Raw genomic sequence first — 18,454 nt, forward strand, 5'->3', positions numbered from 1 at the left:
TAAAGTTAATTGTAAAGAGCAATCATGATTATGATTGCTCTTTTTTAATGTCTAAATGGCAGCGTGTTAAAATTCGCGAGGAGAGACAAATGACCCTGCTTGAATATCTGCAAAAGTTTGTGAGGCTAAATCATCAAGCGGTCCCAGAGGTTGCCCACTGCTAGTCAACTGTTGGGTGACCGGAAATAAATCGATATCTTCAAAACCAGATAATTGCGCCACTTTAGAAAAAATATACGCGTGTTTATACTTTTTATGTTTATAAAACAGACTTGTTAAAGTGGTATAGACTTCTAGGTCGGGCATATCGCCTTCTTTATTGAGCTCAAGTACGCGATAGAGTAAATTAATTGTCTTCTCATCATCAAACTTAGCATAGTAAGAAGCCAAAAATAACTGAATTTCTGGATCTGATGTGACCTTTGGTGAGTCTTGCATTTGCAGCAATTTATTCATTGCGGTCTGGTTATTATTTCTCGACCATTGATAATACAATAAACCCGGATGTGTTGTATTGACGGTGTCTTGGTATATTCTATTCATCTCTTTTAAACTGGTGAGATGCCCCTCCACGCGAGATGTGGTTTTGTCTTTGAGTTTAATATGTTCGATCTTTGCTGCTAAAGACACACATTCATTGTATGTTTCAAACAGCTTGAGTAATTCGTAGACGTTATCATCAGTGGGGTCTTTGTATTCGATGTAACGTGCAATGGCCACGTTTGCACGCTGCTCCTTACAGTGACTGTCCTTATTTAAATCGGTACAAAATCCAGGGGTTTCAGTGCAAACACGGCTAAGTGTGAGCGATTCATCGCATCCGGTAAGCAACAATGCTGATAAGACAAGGGCCTGTCTTAGTGCCATTTTAATTTCTCTCTTTCTTCTTATACTTATCATTTTAACGCAATGATTTGTTCGGTAACAGTGGAGAATCATAGCAGTTTAAATTAGAATACCGATGCCCAGAAGGGCTATCCGTTCAAAAAATTGTTTATTAGGCAGAAAAAAATGACCTTATCTCACGAGCAAGAATATCAAAATAGCTGGCAAGAACGCCAAGATTACGCAGAAAACATGCAGCCAATTATTGGTCGCTTATATCGTAATTCAGGTATCGAAATCGCCATCTATGGTCGCCCTCTTGTAAATACCAGTGTTATTGATGTAATTAAAGCACACAAAACAGTGGCACGCTTTGAAGAAAGCAAATTACGTCTGCGTGAAAGCTTCCCATTCTTAGAAGCAATCAGCAAAATGGATCTCGCACCAGCACGTATTGACCTAGGCAAATTAGCCTATGCATATATCTACAAAAATGCAGGTGAAGGCCGTTCGATTGAAGAATACCTTAATGCTGAGCTTTCTGAATTATTAAATAAAGGCGATGGCCAACAACCTCGTGATGTTGTGTTGTATGGTTTTGGTCGCATTGGTCGTTTATTAGCGCGCTTACTGATAGAACGTGGCGGCTCTCACGCTGATTTACGCCTTCGTGCAATCGTAGTTCGTGGTGGCCGCGATGGCGACTTAGAAAAACGTGCAAGTTTGTTGCGTCGTGATTCAATTCATGGTCCATTCAACGGTTCAATCACTGTAGACCACGAGAAAAAAGCCATTAAAGCGAATGGTAACTACATCCAAATCATCTATGCTAACTCTCCTGATGAAGTTGATTACACTGAGTACGGTATTGAGAATGCACTTATCGTAGATAACACCGGTATTTGGAAAGATGAAGATGGTTTAGGTTTACACCTTAAGTCAACAGGTGCTGCCAAAGTACTATTAACCGCTCCTGCAAAAGGTGAAATCAAGAATGTGGTATACGGCGTAAATAACGACGATATTGCATCAGAAGACAAGATTGTTTCAGCAGCAAGCTGTACAACGAATGCGATTACGCCAGTATTGAAGGCAATCAATGATAAGTTTGGTATTAAGAATGGTCACGTAGAAACTGTACATTCTTATACAAATGATCAAAACCTAATTGATAACTACCATAAAGCTGAGCGTCGTGGTCGTAGTGCCGCATTGAACATGGTGATCACTGAGACCGGTGCTGCCAAAGCAGTTGCTAAAGCATTACCAGAACTTGCTGGTAAGTTAACTGGCAACGCAATCCGTGTACCAACGCCAAATGTATCAATGGCAATCATTAACCTAAATCTAAATTCAGAGACAGATCGTGAAGAGCTAAATGGCTATTTACGTGATACGTCACTTTACTCTGACTTACGAGATCAAATTGACTATACATCGTCAACTGAGATCGTATCGACGGATTTAGTCGGCAGCCGTTATGCGGGTGTTGTTGATTCACAAGCAACGATTGTTGATGGCGATCGCGCAGTACTATACGTATGGTACGATAATGAATTTGGATATAGCTGCCAGGTAGTTCGTGTCATGCGTGACATGGCTGAGGTCGCATTTCCAAGCCTACCGCGTTAGTAGCGAATTTGTTTCAAAAAGCCAGCATTAGCTGGCTTTTTTAGTTTTTGAAACGCCAATGGGTATGATACCCTTTATAAAGCGTGTTACACAAAACTAACATTTTCAGCGCGCATTTTTTTAAAGTAAGAATAAAGAGTTTTCTTTTTTCTTAGCTATAACAGAAAAGACTCAATTTAGGGTATAAAATGAACATCTCTAGTAATTTTGACAGTGGTAATATTAAGGTGATCTCGCAAAATGATCCCCTTGATATTCAACTTGAAATCAATAAAGACCATGAGTCTGACTTTTTTCAATGGTTTCACTTTCGTTTAGAAAGCACCCCATTTTTATCACATAAGCTTCACATCAACGGTTTAGCAGAATCTGCATATCCAGAAGGGTGGGAAGGTTATCAAGCGGTTGCGTCATATGATCGCCAAACTTGGTTCCGTGTACCAAGTAAATATGAAGAGGGTTCTTTGGTTATTGATTTTGAACCGGAGTTTTCCCACACGTTTTTTGCTTACTTTGCGCCTTATAGCTATGAACGCCACTTAGATTTATTGTACTGGGCACAAAGTCACGATGTATGTGAAATTGAGACGCTTGGCAAGACGTTAGATGGTAGAGACATTAGCCTACTTAAAGTCGGCGAACCAAGTGAAGATAAAAAGGCGATTTGGATCACTGCACGTCAACATCCAGGCGAGACCATGGCTGAATGGTTTGTCGAAGGTTTACTACATAAACTGCTTGATGATGAAGACCCACATGCCGCGGCATTATTGTCAAAAGCAGTGTTTTATATCGTGCCAAATATGAACCCTGATGGCAGCGTGCGCGGTCATTTACGCACTAACGCAAAAGGTGTAAACCTTAACCGTGAGTGGGCGACACCGTCTTTGGAACAATCACCAGAAGTGTTTCATGTATTAAATAAAATGCATGAGTCTGGTTTAGATATGTATCTAGATATTCATGGTGATGAAGCTCTGCCATATAATTTTGTGGCTGGTAGTGAAGGGATCCCGAGCTATGATGAACGTTTGCAAAATTTAGAAGAGACTTTCAAAAGTGCATTACTTGCGATCACGCCTGAGTTTCAAGATGAGTTTGGCTATGACAAAGATGCACCTGGTGAAGCAAACTTAACCGTGGCATCTTGTGCAGTAGGTGAAGCATTTAAGGCATTGGCTTACACTATTGAAATGCCATTTAAAGATAATGCGGATTTACCTGATCCGTATTATGGCTGGTCAGATAGACGTTCTTATCAATTTGGCCAAGATACGTTAGCAGCGATAGTTAATGTCGTTGATAAATTAAGATAATAATAAAAAATTTCAAAAGGCAATTCAGCAATGAATTGCCTTTTATGTATAACAACAACGAGGATGAGTCGTGGATGCATTTGGACAACTACTAGATAACCTAGATGGTTTACTAGGCGGGGCTTTTTGGTTCCCATACGTATTACTTGGTGTAGGTTTGTTTTTCACCATTTATTTGAAATTCCCACAAATTCGTTACTTTAAACATGCGTGTAAAGTCGTAACGGGTAAGTTTGATAAAAAAGACCAAGAAGGGGATACCACTCACTTTCAAGCATTAGCGACGGCATTATCTGGTACTGTTGGTACAGGTAACATCGGTGGTGTAGCTCTGGCTATTTCTATTGGTGGCCCAGCTGCATTATTTTGGATGTGGATGACCGCATTTTTTGGTATGACGACAAAGTTTGTCGAAGTAACCTTGTCTCATAAATATCGCGTAAAAATAGATGACGGTACGATGGCTGGTGGACCAATGTATTACATGGACCGTCGCTTAAATATGAAGTGGTTGGCTGTGTTATTTGCGATTGCCACCGTGATCAGTTCATTTGGTACAGGTAGTTTACCGCAAATTAATAACATTGCGCAGGGTATGGAAGCGACTTTTGGTTTTGAACCGTGGCACACCGGCGGTGTTTTATCTGTATTATTAGCATTGGTTATTCTTGGCGGCATTAAACGTATTGCAGCAATCACATCACGCGTAGTACCACTTATGGCTGCGGTTTATATTATTGGTGCTTTAGGCGTTATCTTATATAACATCGAAAATATTGGACCGTCATTTGCTTCGGTATTTGTAGATGCTTTTTCAGGTTCAGCAGCAGCTGGTGGCTTTTTAGGAGCTTCTTTTGCGTATGCATTTAACCGGGGTGTAAACCGTGGCTTGTTTTCAAATGAAGCGGGTCAAGGTTCGGCACCTATTGCTCACGCGTCAGCGAAAGGTGATGAACCCGTCTCTGAAGGCATGGTATCTATATTAGAACCATTCATCGATACCATTGTGATCTGTACGCTAACCGGATTGGTTATTTTATCATCAGGAGTATGGACTGAAAAATTTGATACTCATTTTGAACGCTCTTCAATGACTATTGTGCAAGGTCAGTTTAGTGAAGATAACACTGAGCAAAGAGAGGCATTGTATAAATATTTAAATGGCCAAAAAGATCATGGTATAGAGATTTATAATGGCAATATTAACGTTGTACAAGGGCGTGCAGTAAATACAGACTTTACCGTGATCCACTCTCGCTCTATCGGTGAAGATATTCGCTTTGGTATTACGCCGCGTCATGTCTACACCGGAGTTGTGACAATTAAAGATGGGATCCCAGTTGATAACAGTATTAGCATTATGGGTAAATCGTTGGTTCACTCAGCTGAACTGACGACAAAAGCATTTACTCGTGGGTTCTTTGGTGAAAACGGTAAGTATATCGTCTCTATTGGTCTGCTTTTGTTTGCATTTTCTACTGCAATTGCTTGGTCGTATTATGGTGATAGAGCGATGATTTATCTGCTAGGCAGTAAGTCGGTCATGCCATATCGTGTTTTTTATGTTGCTGGTTTCTTCTGGGCGTCGTTTGCAGATACAACCCTTGTTTGGAAGTTGGCAGCGGTGGCGATTGTGGTGATGACACTGCCTAACTTATTTGGTATTTTCTTGCTACGAAAAGAGATGAAAGAGTCAATTAACGATTACTGGACGAAGTTTAAAAAAGAAAACCCAAACGAAAAATAAACTCACGGTGAATGAATGCAATTGAGCAAAGACTTTCACTAAGAAAACAAGTAAAATGGCGCCTAGGGGCGCCATTTTTTGTAGCATTAGGAGTAGTCATTTATGGCAATTGTACAATGTCCTAGTTGTAGTAAATCAATTTCGAGTAAAAGTGCTGTGTGTTCGCATTGCCACACACCTTTAAATGATGTGACTGAAGAGCAATTAGCGCGTATTGCATCAACGAAAAGAGTAAAGAAACAACAAATGTTTATTAATCACTCTTTTCTCGCGTTGATCTTATTCCTAGGTGGTTTCTTATATCTATATTGGCAGCAACCGACTGCAGGGACCGTGCAAATGGCATTGACGAAAGCGGCGATCGGTATTGGATGTTTTTGGTATTTAGTCAATCGCGTGATCTTAGTTTATTTGAAAAAGAAAAGTTAATATGAATATTGATAGCTTAGTTAATAATTTAACCCCAGAACTTTTTGAGCGTTTGCAATACGGCGCGGCAACAGGCAAATGGCCAGATGGCACAACGTTAACGTCAGAGCAGAAAGAACAAACAGTACAGTTGGTAATGCTGTATCAAGCAAAAGTTGCGAAGAGCAACGAACAATTCACCATAAATGAACAAGGTGAAATGGTTCAAAAATCTAAACGCGAGTTACAACAAGAATTCAAAGCCCAAAACGAAATAGCTAGGTTCAGTGAACATGATCTTTAAACACCTTTTTACGCCCAAATGGAAACACCCTAAAACGGAAGTACGCTTAGCCGCACTGGATAAATTAGATACCGGCAAAGATGCCAGTGTATTACAAACTATCGCATTAGAAGATAGTTCTGCAGAGATCCGTAAAAAGGCGCTTCATAAAGTTAACGACTTAGTCTTATGGTGGCAGGCCTATAAGCAAGACCAAAATTTAAAAGACCTTGCAGAGCAGCAAATATCAAGTGCTGTATTAAGCAGCAATACTGCATTATCAAATGATATTCGCAGTGAATATATAGACCGTTACGCACCAGCTAAATTTTTAGAAAAGTTGGCATTTTCTGAAAAGGAATTGCAAGTTCGTTTTAAACTACTGAAACGTTTAGCAAATGTGAAATTGATCGAAAAAGCATTTCGTGATGGTAGTGAAGAATTACAAGTTATTTTGTTGCCTTTAGTTGAACAGTATCAGCTGGAAAAAGTATTGTTGAAAGTCGCACAAGGTGCGGCACTGGTACATTTAGAACACCATATGGAACAGGTTCGTTTAGCTAAGATCATGCCTAAGCAAGTTGAACAGCAAACAAAGATGGTGTTGGCAAAGCTAAATGCATTACGTGAAAAGACTGCTTATCAAACGGTTGATGAACAAAGTAAGGTGCTGTACAGCGAATGGCAGGGTATTGAGCTTACATGGTTAAATGCTGAAGACATCAGCGTTGTTGACCAGAAATATAAAACCATCAGTGAGAAACTGAATCGTCATATTGAGGCTTTGAGAAGTAAGCATGATGATGAACAAGCTGCACTTCAAGTAAAGCAAGCGCAGGCATTGGCCTTAGCAGAATTAACGGCTGATATTGATGCATTTGAAGTATCGTTAAATAATGCACTTCAGGCACTTGATTCCGAACAGTCACAGCCATTACACGATAAACTAACACTGTTAGCGAGTAAAGCTGAGCAATTAAATTACCAATCACACCCTGACTTTATTACACAGTTTAAGCGTATTGAAAATCAGAAACACTCATTAACGCGTTTACCTGCATTAATTGAAGCAAACACAGTGGCGCAGCGTACGTTGGGTGCATTAGCAACAATTGAAGCAACGGATGACATCGCCAAGCTAGATGAGGTGCTAACAGCACAGAAATCTGCGTATGCTGACTGCAAAAAAGCGTTATCTGAGTTACCGCAGTCGCTTCGTTCATCTGCATCAGACAAATTACGTCAGCTAAGCGGTGAATTTAAATCAGCAATGGAGCCTCTGGTTAATGCTCAAGAATCACATTTAAAGCAAACTCGCCGAAAAGGTAAAGATGTTCAACGCTTACTAGATCAAGGCCGTTTTAATGTGGCCTTTGGTGTTTTTAACGGGTTTTTAGAAAGTTATAATTTACTGACTGAGCGAAATAAGCAAAACGTTGAAAAAACGTATTTAGCGCTTTCTTCAGCATTGGCAGAAGCAAGAGATTGGCAGAAGTATGCTGCGACGCCAAAACGTGCAGAGCTGTTAACGACGTTAGATGAGAAGCTCCAAGAAACAGGCATTGATGTCAAAAAACGCGCTGCTGAGGTTAAAGTATTACGTAAGCGTTGGAATGAACTTGGCCGTGTCGATACAGAGGAAGAAAAGGCACAAGCAGCTTTATTTGATGAAAAAATTGAGCTACTTTTTGCTCCTTGTCGAGTACATTTTGCAGAGCAAGAACAACAACGTGAAGCTGCAAAAGGCGAACGTCAGCAACTTATAGAACAAGTACAAGAGCTTAGTCGTGTAAATACGCAAGTAAGTGATTTCGATTGGCGTCAATTTGAGAGTCAGTTTAACCGTTTGGCCAAGGCGTGGCGTAATGCAGGAAGCGTCGATGGCGCTGTTTATAAAGCACTTAATGAACAGTACCGAGATGCATACAATGGTGTTAATACGGTACTTAAATCGTTTCATCAGGCGAATTCAGTTGAAAAGCAGGCACTTGTTACGCGTGCTGAAGAGTTAGTGAACAGTGATGAATTAGCAGCAGCTTGTGATGAGTTGAAAACATTACAAAAGCAATGGCAAACGATAGGGTTCGCAGGCACTAAACAAGAGCATACTCTGTGGCAGTTGTTTAGAAAACATAATGATGCAGTATTCGCGAAACGTAGCGAGCAATTTAATGAGCAGAAGCAGCAGCAAGTACAAGTTGAACAAGCTCAAAAAGCTGAGTTAGCTGAATTTGCAGATGCGTTAACAGACACTTTAACTGTCAATGAATTACAGGCCTTTAAAACTCGATTAGAGAGCCTAAATGTACTAACCGGTGTCCGTAAAATCAAAGCAAACTTGAATAAAAGAGTAGATGATCTTTTGTCACAAAAGCATATGCAGCGTGATAAAGAAAAGTTTGTTTCATTGCTTGCTGCATTAGAGCAAGGTACAGAGCTACCAAGTCAGTGGCAAAGTACACAGCAGCATAGATTGACAGCAGAGCAACTCATTCTACGTCTCGAGATATTGTCTAATATCGAATCACCTAGTGAGCAAAAAGCGCGTCGTATGCAAGAGCAAGTTGCTTTATTAGACGATAAACTCCAAGGTAATTTAGAAACGCTTGAGCAATATTTGATCGCTTATTTGAACGTAAGCGGTGAGTTGAGAGACGTTACTAGGCTTGCCCAAGTGTTAAATGCGTAGTTTATGCATTTACTTAAAGTAACTGTTTATAAATAAATTAAAAAGCGCCTTTATGGCGCTTTTTTTGTAACGGTATATTTAGTTTAGCGACTATATCGTTTTTAATATGCCACACATTGACATTTGATAGCCATTGAAACAAGATGTAATGATGAAAATATATACACATACACTTTTTATACGAATTAGCCACTTTTATTCACAATGGTGGTGATTTAAATGTGCTTGTAATAATTTAAACCCGCCTATTTTGCGGGTTTTTTTATACCCATTTTTGGGCATGTTAACGTTAATAAGGAATGTTATGAAAAAAATAGCTGTATTTGGTAAGCCAGGGAGCGGGAAATCAAGTTTGAGTAATAAGCTATCGATAGCAAACGATATCGAATTGTATTCTTTAGACTGTATTAGTTATAAAAGTAATGGAGAGAAGGTTGATAAAGCCGTTTATGATGAGTCTCATAACCTTATATTATCGTTAGACAGTTGGATAATAGATGGTTTAGGGACACTTGACTCATTTTATACACGCCTAGACTCTGCAGATATATGGATATTTATCGATTTACCGTATTTAACGAGTTATTGGTTGGTCACCAAACGATTACTACAAGGCTTGTTTGTAAAAAAGCCACTAGGATGGCCGGAGGGTAGTTCTATATTGAAAGGAACATTGGCAAGTTATAGACATTTAAAGCTGAGTCCACAGTTTTGGAATGAAAACTTTGAGAAAGAGATGAATGATAAATCAGCAGGTAAATTAGTTTATGTCATTCGTAGTTATTCAGAGCTAAAAAAATTCACGTTATGAAGTTAATTATTAGTTCTTAAAATGTATATTTTAGATTATCATGACGGCAGTACCTTAATTTAATACTGCATGTATTGGAGTAGTAGGTACTGTTTAAATGCCTTATTCAAACTTAGGCTCTGACTAACTCTCATTAGCATAGTGATAAAACTTTAAAGATGGTTCAGTATGTTATTTTTCATAATTCTATATTGATTAAGGCGAGGTTGAGGTCTTAGTCACCAGATGACGCAGAGCAGTTTTGGTATGTAAACTCTAACGACATTGTGATGTAGCTAACGTCACCGTTATATTTATGATTGCCAGTTTGGGGTTGCTCATTAACGATAAGTGCTCTAGGTAATGAGTAAGAGGGGTAAATTAAACTATGCCATCATAATTTAAATCGACGTTGCTGGTTGTTAAGCAAGCTCGTGTCAATTTAATAGGGTCGTAGCTTAATGCCTTTCATGTTTATTACGACATATACAGTAGTATTAGGTACACACTCATCAACATATGCGCTATTTGCACTCGATGTGCCTATTTATAAATTTTTGTAACAGTTAGTTGGAATACAATGTTAAACGATATGAATACTGCTTATGATTTGATAGAGTTCAACCGTATTTACTTGGCTGTCTTTTATTCTTTTGTTGCTGCATTTTATACAACTAGAATCATCTTGCTAAAAAGTAAAATTACTGCTGAAGTTATTTTTCCTGGGCCGCGTTTTGGCACGACGTGGTGGAATCACTCACTATTTAGAGGCTTTAGAGTGGTGATATGGATGTTATGTGTATGTAGGCTCTTACTTCCTGATACAGATAATTATATTGGCAGGTTTACTGGTTTAGAAGAGTATAGTGTCATTTTGACAGGCATTTTATTACTTACAGCGGGGTTTTTATTTACTATCTCTGTGCACTGTTATTTTGGTAAAGAGTGGCGTTCAGGCATTGATCCCAGTGGGCCGAAAAATATTATTTCACATGGCTTATATAAGTACTCAAGAAACCCTATGTTTTTAGGGGTTGCGGTTTCACAACTTGGTTTCTTTTTGGCACTACCGAGCGTGTTTACACTGATATGTTTAGTAATAGGTTGGTTTACACTACTCAGGCAAACCTTATCTGAAGAGCAGCATTTACTTGCAGCTTTTCCCGAAGATTACACGCGATACAGGTTGAGTGTCCGCCGTTGGATATAAAAGAGCTAATTTAATCGAGCGGTATCGCTATACTACCCTCCTCATCATAACGAGGCCTGGTACAGGGTTACACGCAACTGGGAAGAACCTCACATTTTAGTAATTAACCTCAGCTCTGGATAATCGAAGTTTGTTTTAAAAACATTTTCTATTCCAAAACCCTTATCCAAACCTGAGGTGAATTAATAATACTGTCATTGGGATATAGCCATTGGGATATAGCCATTGGGATATAGCCATTGGGATATAGCCATTGGGATATAGTATGGTCTGCGCTAATTAGATTCATATTTTCACGTAATAAGCCTATCAAATACATTGTATATAGGGGGAAAGGTAGCCTATTGTGGGCATACTGGCCCTGCACCCTAAAGCACCTTCTTATCATTTTTGTACCGTTTTATCATTAATTGCTGCTAAAGCTGTGCTAAATACACTTAGTTATAAGCGTGGCTTATATTTTATACTGCATCATAGAATTTTTTCTGCTGTTTTCATGTATCACTGCCTTTCATTATCGAGTATTTATTCAATTGAATTTACTACTAATAAACCCTTTAGATAAAAAGTGTATGCTGAAAGATCAAGCAGTATGTATTCCCTAATGTTAATTTTTGGTTGAATTTTGATCGTTTATTCACAATACTGGCTTTTACCTTAGTGATCTGAGGTCTGACATCAGATGTGTCAGTAACATATGATTTAAAAATGACATTAACAAACTGAGAATTGATATGAAAAAAAATAAAAGCAGTATCACATTAAGCAGTTTATGCGCAGTACTCCTCACACTGAGTGCCAGTTTTGGCGCTGTAAGCAAGGAGTATAAAACTATCTTAATTCATGGCTTACAACCCCAGCAGTTAATAAATGCAGCGGGAAGTAATGTAGAGAGTGACGGAGCGTCATATTGGTCATCTTATTGGGGAAGATTGTCTGATGAGCGAATTGATTGGCCTTCGTACGAGCGTATTGAAGGTAAGATAGCAACCGATTGGATATGGCCCAAGTTGAAGCAATTTTCTGAATCAAAATTGTGCGAAGCCGGCTGCGTATTAGTGACACATTCTACTGGCGATTTAGTTGCGCGCTATATTATAGATAATCAAGAAAATTGGCTTACTAACGCCGGGTTAGAGCCACTGAATATTGTTGCCACATTCGACATTGCCGGTGCTGGAGGGGGCAGTGAGCTGGCTGATATTGCGGTAAGTGCGCTAACCGGTGCTGCTGATTGGAGCTCAGTTGTCGACAGGGCATTGAAATGGTGGTTAGGCAGTGATGTAACTGAAGCGGTAGGCGTATTACATGACTTAAAAGTAAATAACGCAAGACGAATAGCGCCGGTTCCAGATGATAGAGCACCAAGATTACGATTTGTTGCAGAGGGAGATGACTTTTTTGGTGCGACTAAATTATTTCTAAAAGGGAAAGACGATGGCGTTGTTGCACTTCATTCTTCCTGTGGCGCAAGTGCGGTAGAGTCGTTCGAAAGTTGCAGTCGAAGTATTGCAACAGATGGACAAATTACGAGCCAAAGTGATGGGGTACAAGGTTTTATGCCTTATCATTTCCCGATGATCATGTCGGATAATTACAGTCACAACAATATACGAAATGCAGCGCATAAAGGTAATGTAACTGTCGCTAACCATACGGCTCAGATTGGTGGACAGGCGGTTTCTTTTCAAACAGTTAACGAATCGTCTGGCCACTGGTTTTGGAAGAAGCACTACCGTTTTGTGGCTAACTCAAACAACTTAAGTGCTTCTGAGCTTATCTATAGCGCCATTCCTTAAATAAGTTGAAGTATTTCGCGGTATTTGCAGTTTAATACCGCGAATTTAAGTGAGTATATATGAAAAACTATAAATTATGGGCAGCGTTAGCACTGGTGGCTGTTGCCACACTGTGGGGGTTTTTGGGTAGCGATAGCCAAGCCAAGACGCAAACAGTTGTTATGAATGCGATTGAGGTAAGCGAGGTTCAGCCAGTAGTGCCTGAAGTACAAAAAGTAGAAATTAAGCATACAAATACAAAGGCGAAAGACATTCAGTTTGACGATAGTATTAAAGTTGCCGCAAAACAGGTCGTTTCTCAATATCAATCGGCACTGCGCTTTCCAAAGTATTCACAGCCGTTAAGTAAATTTGATACAGATCGCTTAACGCCAAATATGTTTTATCCAGTCTCAATGCCAATTGATGAGCAAGGCGGAAAACTGACCATAAAATTAGCCAAATACCGTTTTATATACCCAGAAAATATTCACGTTAATATCTCGGGCGCTGAGATTGATAAAGTGAGTGTGACATTGATGGATGTAGATACCAAAATGGTGTTCAAAACTCAGTCATTAGTTGCTAGCCAATCTAGCTATGATATTAAGTTTAAAGCAAATAAAGATTATCCGCGTAACTTGCAGGTGGTCGCCAAAGTGACGGTACAGAATAAGAAAGTTCCTGTTGTTGCGCAGTTGCAGTATATGCAGCCAAGTGCCAAATTATTAAGTATAGGCAACGCTTATTCTGACAATGACAAGATGAGTGTGCCACTACATTTAGAGGTTTTTAAAGCAGGTAATTATCGTATTCGTGCTAACTTATACGCATCTGGTGAACCTATCGCGCATTTGACGACTAAAGGGAAATTAAGCGAAGGGCTACAAAACCTCTCTTTATCCGCACACTGGTCTGTGTTAAACCCGCAAGCGAGTTCAATGTCTCTGAGTGAGTTTGTGATTGAACTGATGTCGCCAAGCCCAGCTCAGCCGAGTCTGTTTGGTAGTAGTGAAATTAAACATTTTGAGATTAATGACTTTGTGTTTGATAGTTTGCAACAGGTGCCATATCAGCCGTCGAAAAATGAGCTTAAGAGCCTGACATTTCTACAAAACCTGGCTAATTAGCTTCAGTTTTTTGTACGTATAATTCTAGAAATAGGCGCCACAAGTAGGGTAGCGCCTATTGGTTACTTACATGTAATTAAGGTGGGGTTATTGCGCGTTAATGCTAAAGGTTACCCCCTTAAAGGTAGAGTTGGTATTTAGGGTGATGTAGCGCCAGCCTCGGTTAGCCGTAACAACAAGGTTTTGTGCTGTGCCAGTTTCACCAGATTTACTTTGTGCATTGGCTTTAGTGGCCCAAGTATCGGCGTTGAAGTAAATACCGACATCACCTTCGCCGCCTTGGCTTTGCAGTGTCAAAGTGGTGTTGTCTGCTGCGATCCACACATAGAATGAATTACGTCCACCTGCAACACACTCATTTTTACTAAGCGTTAATTGTCCATAGTTAATGGTGGCTGCCCCACAATTTTGAATAGCACCATTGTTTGGGTCATTCGGGAATGGATCGCTGTTGTCACCCATGCCATCCCCATCGCTGTCGAGCCATTCAGTGCGGTCGTTTGGAAATGCGTCTTTATTGTCTCCAAAACCATCACCATCGGTGTCTTTTGTTTCAGTTGGATCATTTGGAAAAGCATCTTCAGAGTCGATTACACCATCGCCGTCGGTATCGTTATTATTACCGTTACCATTATCAAGAATATCATTGGTGATGGTGTAGTCATTGAGCGTGTTTTCTTCACTCATGACGGCAACGGCTAAACACTGACCTGACTGTGTGGTGATAGCGGCGCGTCGATTACCAAACCATTTCCAAGAGTCGGCACTTGAGTAGGTTTCACCTTTCGCGAGTGTTTTAAATTCAAAACTGTCGCTCAATACACCTGTTTCGTTATCTACACGATAGATACGTACAGTGGTATCAGTGGTATTTGTGAATTTGAAATCAGCTTCAAATGGACCGGTTAGGTGTTTTTCCATTAAGTCACAAGACCCTAACTGGTTTGCAGCAGGAAGCACTTCTGGGCTTTTTGCATTGGCGACCATCGCTTCATCAATGGCAAAGTTGCCTGTTGGGTTATCAAGAACACCCACGCTTAAACAATTTAAGCGCGCATCGGTGATCATGAATCTGCGATTGGCATACCAAATATCAGACGTATAGCTTTGCCCTTTTTGTAATGTGCCATAGCCATAATCAAATCCATCGGCCGCACTTTCGTATTTCGGCTTACCAGTCAGGTTATCTATGCGGAATAAGCGAACAGGGTGAACTGTGGTATTTGTGATACTAAATTGATGTGCTTCATCACCAATAATATGTGGTTTAACTAATTCACAGCTTCCCAGAACATGCTGAGCTGGCAATGTTTCTGGCTCAACATCTTTTACTAAATCTGCGTTTATAGTGAACGTGTTACCCGCTGACTGCAAAGACGCAACCCCAAGGCAATTTAGATTATTGTCTGACAGCATGATTCTGTCGAATTCTCGCCAATTTGTTGCGTTATAAGTGTCACCTTGACCTAGTGTTTTATAGTTTTTAGCAAAGTTAGCCACTCCTTTGTTATTATCAATCCAGAAAATAGACACCGGAGTGTCTGTGTTGTTGGTAATAGTGTAGTCGGTGTTATTAGCATCAACTGGGCGCACATATTGTTGGGTTAGACTGCAACTACCGATTTGTCCAGCGTCGGGTATGATTTCAGCTTTTGCAGCAATGGCTTGTGAATTAGCCATAACAAACGCTTCAAAGTCTGCTTGGCTGCGCTGTGCAACCGCTTTTAAAGAACTTACGTAGCCCTCTTTGCTGCCATTTCTCAATGCATCTTTGAGCAAGTGCATATCGCTATTATGTTGCTCGTCTAAGTAACGCATAGCAAAGTAGCTCCACTGGTATAAGTCATCATAGCCATAAGCCATGAATAGCAAGTTATAAAGCGGCGGGATCACTTTGCCTTTGATTGACTCTAATGTACGAGCAAAATCAGTACCATTTGCTAAATATTCAGCCATGCCTTCAGACCAAGACACGTTGTAGTTGTAATAATTAAAGCCACCGACTTTGACATATCTGCCATCAAGGTAATGCACATATTCGTGACGTAGGTTGTAAATTTGGTCTTCATACTGACAAGACTTACCAACCCAAGCATCAGGGCACTGCATTGCCAGGAATCGAGCTTGGTTTCCTTCTTTTTCTGGTGTGCCTTCTAAGTATATTCCGCCATTATCGGTGTCGACATTATCAAAAAACTCCGGTGCATATTTTTTATATTCATCTGGGCTTGAGAATACGACAACTTCAAGCGTGGTATTTTTGTCGTTTGCAACTGGGCTGCCTTGGGTATTAAAAAATGCATGAAATTCAGTTTTTTGGGTTGCCATTTCAGCACAAGACTTATTCAGGATTGATTGGCTGATGGTGCTTTGGGCACGAATAGTGACTGACTCAGAGCATGTATGTGTCACCGTTAAAATATCAGACTCTTTTGGTGGCACGATACAATGACCAAAGAGTGGATCGTTACTTTCACATAGTCGCTTGGCCGAATCTAGGTACTTTTTGGTGGTCAGTGTTTCAATGGTTTCAGTACTTAACCATGTGATGAGTTTTTCATGGGTTTCAAGCACAATACTGTCAAAGCGTGCTTTTGCCTCGTCAGTCGCAATGGTGGCAATTTTGCCCAATGCGATGTAACTGTGTGGCACAATCCATTGACGGTCTGACTCTTTACTCCAACGCAAATCAATAGCCGTTTCACCTAATACTGCAAATGAGCGAATAACAGACATCACATCCAAGATCTGTTCATTTATGGCATTTTGTGCGGCCGGATCACCATATAGTGCGGTATTAGCAATCGCACCGAGCATTTCCATCATGGCATCACTGGCATTGTTTGCCTTGAATGGATCTGTTTGTAATGAATGATATTGGATTGCGGCCAGTATGTGGGGGAGCTGATCTTTAAAGTGGTTTGCGCCATTGCCACGTTGAAAGTTATTGATGGTTTTTGCATAACCTTCTTGGATAACACTGCCCGTCGGTGATAAAAACGCGGTCATTTTTGCAACGGCTTGCATGGCGGTATTTAGATTACTTGCTTCTGTGGTGGTAATGGCTTGCGCATAAAATTTATATGACCCAAGGAAATACAATAGTTGGTTTAAATCTGGGTCGGCAATGTCATCGGTATCCGCTAGATAATGGATTGCTTCGAGTACATCGGTGAGTGGGTCATTTGCAGCGCCGGCAAGCGCTTCAAAATCAGCATATTTGGCCGCTAAAATAGTGGGGATGATGCTCCCGTATTGAGACTTTGAGCTAATAGCCGGGTTAGGTAAGTTAACGGCGATATTGGTGTTGTAAACAATGTAGTCGCCAAGTGGAGGGGGAATATCTCCCCCAGTAATGTCGACTCTTAATGTAGTTTGCGCAATGTTACCGTCGATTTTAAAGTAGCGTCTTCCTGCTCGTGATGTTTCTGAGACTCGTTCTGTGTTTGTGTCTGGCGTATCACTGCGCTGTGTGACTGTGCCACTCCAATGATTGCCTTCATATAGACTTATCGCCGCATCAACTCCGTTATACGTACCACCTGAGGTGCTGATAACTAATTGACTGTTCTCATAAGGAACTTCTACATAAAAATAGTGACCATAATTTGTAATACAGTGTGTTTGATTGGCGCTTACTTCACCTTGGCGAGGTAGTGTAGGGTCTCCACACTGAGCGTTAGCCAAAGTAATATTACTACTGAGGGAAAGTAGTACTGCACTTGCGAGAACGGATTTTTTCATAGTTTTATTCATTATTATTATCAACATGTTGTGGTTATATGAACGTAAAGTTTGTTATTCCTTCGCATGACAAGTATTTTTGCCAAGCTTACGCACTGTCATCCATTATTTTTATTGGCACTTTTTACAATCTTGTCATATTGCCTTAATTTTTATAACGTAGATTGTATACTGTATGCAAAGCAATCTTGCTTAATTCATATATCTTTTTTGTCTATAGTTATTCGATTTTTAATTTTTTATTTAAATTCAATTCATTAGTGTTTTTTCATAAGGTGTTAATGAAAAGCTCTCAGTGGTGTGATACGTGTGTTGGTGAAAAGTAAGGGTGGGTTAACTTAAAGTACCTTTGTCATGTGCTATTTTCATTTTGGTTGAATGATAGCTGCTCGGCGTCATATCTTATGTTAATCACTAAAACCACAATTTACTGATCCCCCACAAATGAAATAGCTTTAACGTTATCGCTCAAAACGTTTATATGAATTAAAAAATTATTGATGGTAAGTAGGAGGTAGTAAAAAGATGGTGATGTCGTTATTTTTCAAATCCCGTATAGGATAAATAGCAATGCTTAAGAGGGCGGATATGAATAACCCAAGCAGGAAAAAGTATACTGATGTGAGAGGTTTTGTATTTTTTACTTATAGTATATTGGTTCATTCTACTTGATTTTAAGGAAAGGAAATTAGTATGTTTAAGATTGAAAGGGCGTTGTTTCCTAAATAATTGAACTTCTTTGGTTTGGTGCGATCAGATCATTAAATGCCTTAACCCATGATGCGAAATGAAGAAGAAAATTAGGAATTGGTCACAGTACAACCGTGCTTTGGTTCAACGCGGTAACATCAATATTTGGCTAAGTGATAGTGCCATCTCAAAGTGGCAGAATACCGAAAAAC

The 18,454-nt window shown here is 39.9% G+C and carries 12 protein-coding genes; 10 read left to right on the top strand and 2 right to left on the bottom strand.

The annotated features are described in order from the left end of the window. Positions 1-66: 66 nt before the first annotated feature. Complete coding sequence (locus BGP78_RS14155; protein ID WP_119861973.1) at positions 67-867, bottom strand: DUF2989 domain-containing protein; 801 nt, start codon at positions 865-867, stop codon at positions 67-69. Positions 868-1,011: 144 nt separating this feature from the next. Between BGP78_RS14155 and BGP78_RS14160 the strand changes: the two genes are divergently transcribed. From BGP78_RS14160 to BGP78_RS14205, 10 genes are all read left to right on the top strand, one after another. After that, positions 1,012-2,457: a glyceraldehyde-3-phosphate dehydrogenase gene (locus tag BGP78_RS14160; RefSeq protein WP_119861974.1), complete on the top strand. Its 1,446-nt coding sequence runs from the start codon at positions 1,012-1,014 to the stop codon at positions 2,455-2,457. Between the two features lie 188 nt (positions 2,458-2,645). Next, complete coding sequence (locus BGP78_RS14165) at positions 2,646-3,773, top strand: M14-type cytosolic carboxypeptidase (RefSeq protein WP_119861975.1); 1,128 nt, start codon at positions 2,646-2,648, stop codon at positions 3,771-3,773. 70 nt (positions 3,774-3,843) lie between these two features. Further along, entirely contained in the window at positions 3,844-5,520 is a 1,677-nt protein-coding gene (locus BGP78_RS14170) for a sodium:alanine symporter family protein (protein ID WP_119861976.1), read from the top strand. A gap of 102 nt (positions 5,521-5,622) precedes the next feature. Then, positions 5,623-5,949, top strand: a complete 327-nt coding sequence (locus BGP78_RS14175) for a hypothetical protein (protein WP_010362678.1) — start codon at positions 5,623-5,625, stop codon at positions 5,947-5,949. Between the two features lies 1 nt (position 5,950). Beyond that, positions 5,951-6,232: a YeaC family protein gene (locus BGP78_RS14180; protein ID WP_010362679.1), complete on the top strand. Its 282-nt coding sequence runs from the start codon at positions 5,951-5,953 to the stop codon at positions 6,230-6,232. Beyond that, the gene (locus BGP78_RS14185; protein WP_119861977.1) at positions 6,222-8,900 is read left to right on the top strand and encodes a DUF349 domain-containing protein; all 2,679 of its coding nucleotides are present in this window, start codon (positions 6,222-6,224) and stop codon (positions 8,898-8,900) included. The genes BGP78_RS14180 and BGP78_RS14185 overlap by 11 nt, the downstream gene beginning before the upstream one ends. 304 nt (positions 8,901-9,204) lie before the next feature. Further along, positions 9,205-9,711 carry an adenylate kinase gene (locus BGP78_RS14190; protein WP_119861978.1) on the top strand — a complete coding sequence of 169 codons (507 nt, stop codon included), beginning with the start codon at positions 9,205-9,207 and terminating at the stop codon, positions 9,709-9,711. 559 nt (positions 9,712-10,270) lie between these two features. Continuing rightward, positions 10,271-10,900 carry an isoprenylcysteine carboxylmethyltransferase family protein gene (locus tag BGP78_RS14195; RefSeq protein WP_119861979.1) on the top strand — a complete coding sequence of 210 codons (630 nt, stop codon included), beginning with the start codon at positions 10,271-10,273 and terminating at the stop codon, positions 10,898-10,900. 734 nt (positions 10,901-11,634) lie between these two features. Next, positions 11,635-12,699 carry a hypothetical protein gene (locus BGP78_RS14200; RefSeq protein WP_119861980.1) on the top strand — a complete coding sequence of 355 codons (1,065 nt, stop codon included), beginning with the start codon at positions 11,635-11,637 and terminating at the stop codon, positions 12,697-12,699. A gap of 59 nt (positions 12,700-12,758) precedes the next feature. Then, a complete protein-coding gene (locus BGP78_RS14205) occupies positions 12,759-13,808 on the top strand; it encodes a hypothetical protein (RefSeq protein WP_119861981.1) in 1,050 nt (349 codons plus the stop codon). An 87-nt stretch (positions 13,809-13,895) separates the two neighbouring features. Here BGP78_RS14205 and BGP78_RS14210 read toward each other — a convergent pair whose 3' ends face one another. Continuing rightward, positions 13,896-17,552 (bottom strand): collagenase, encoded by a 3,657-nt coding sequence (locus tag BGP78_RS14210; protein WP_119861982.1) that lies wholly within the window; start codon positions 17,550-17,552, stop codon positions 13,896-13,898. Between the last annotated feature and the right edge of the window lie 902 nt (positions 17,553-18,454).

The organism is Pseudoalteromonas sp. MSK9-3 (assembly GCF_003590335.1).
In the GTDB taxonomy this organism is placed as follows: Bacteria; Pseudomonadota; Gammaproteobacteria; order Enterobacterales; family Alteromonadaceae; genus Pseudoalteromonas.

Coding starts and splice junctions, on each gene's coding strand:
- BGP78_RS14165 (WP_119861975.1), top strand. CDS start 2,646: ATGAACATCTCTAGTAATTTTGACAGTGGTAATATTAAGGTGATCTCG.
- BGP78_RS14210 (WP_119861982.1), bottom strand. CDS start 17,552: ATGAAAAAATCCGTTCTCGCAAGTGCAGTACTACTTTCCCTCAGTAGT.
- BGP78_RS14185 (WP_119861977.1), top strand. CDS start 6,222: ATGATCTTTAAACACCTTTTTACGCCCAAATGGAAACACCCTAAAACG.
- BGP78_RS14200 (WP_119861980.1), top strand. CDS start 11,635: ATGAAAAAAAATAAAAGCAGTATCACATTAAGCAGTTTATGCGCAGTA.
- BGP78_RS14190 (WP_119861978.1), top strand. CDS start 9,205: ATGAAAAAAATAGCTGTATTTGGTAAGCCAGGGAGCGGGAAATCAAGT.
- BGP78_RS14155 (WP_119861973.1), bottom strand. CDS start 867: ATGGCACTAAGACAGGCCCTTGTCTTATCAGCATTGTTGCTTACCGGA.
- BGP78_RS14175 (WP_010362678.1), top strand. CDS start 5,623: ATGGCAATTGTACAATGTCCTAGTTGTAGTAAATCAATTTCGAGTAAA.
- BGP78_RS14205 (WP_119861981.1), top strand. CDS start 12,759: ATGAAAAACTATAAATTATGGGCAGCGTTAGCACTGGTGGCTGTTGCC.
- BGP78_RS14160 (WP_119861974.1), top strand. CDS start 1,012: ATGACCTTATCTCACGAGCAAGAATATCAAAATAGCTGGCAAGAACGC.
- BGP78_RS14195 (WP_119861979.1), top strand. CDS start 10,271: ATGTTAAACGATATGAATACTGCTTATGATTTGATAGAGTTCAACCGT.
- BGP78_RS14180 (WP_010362679.1), top strand. CDS start 5,951: ATGAATATTGATAGCTTAGTTAATAATTTAACCCCAGAACTTTTTGAG.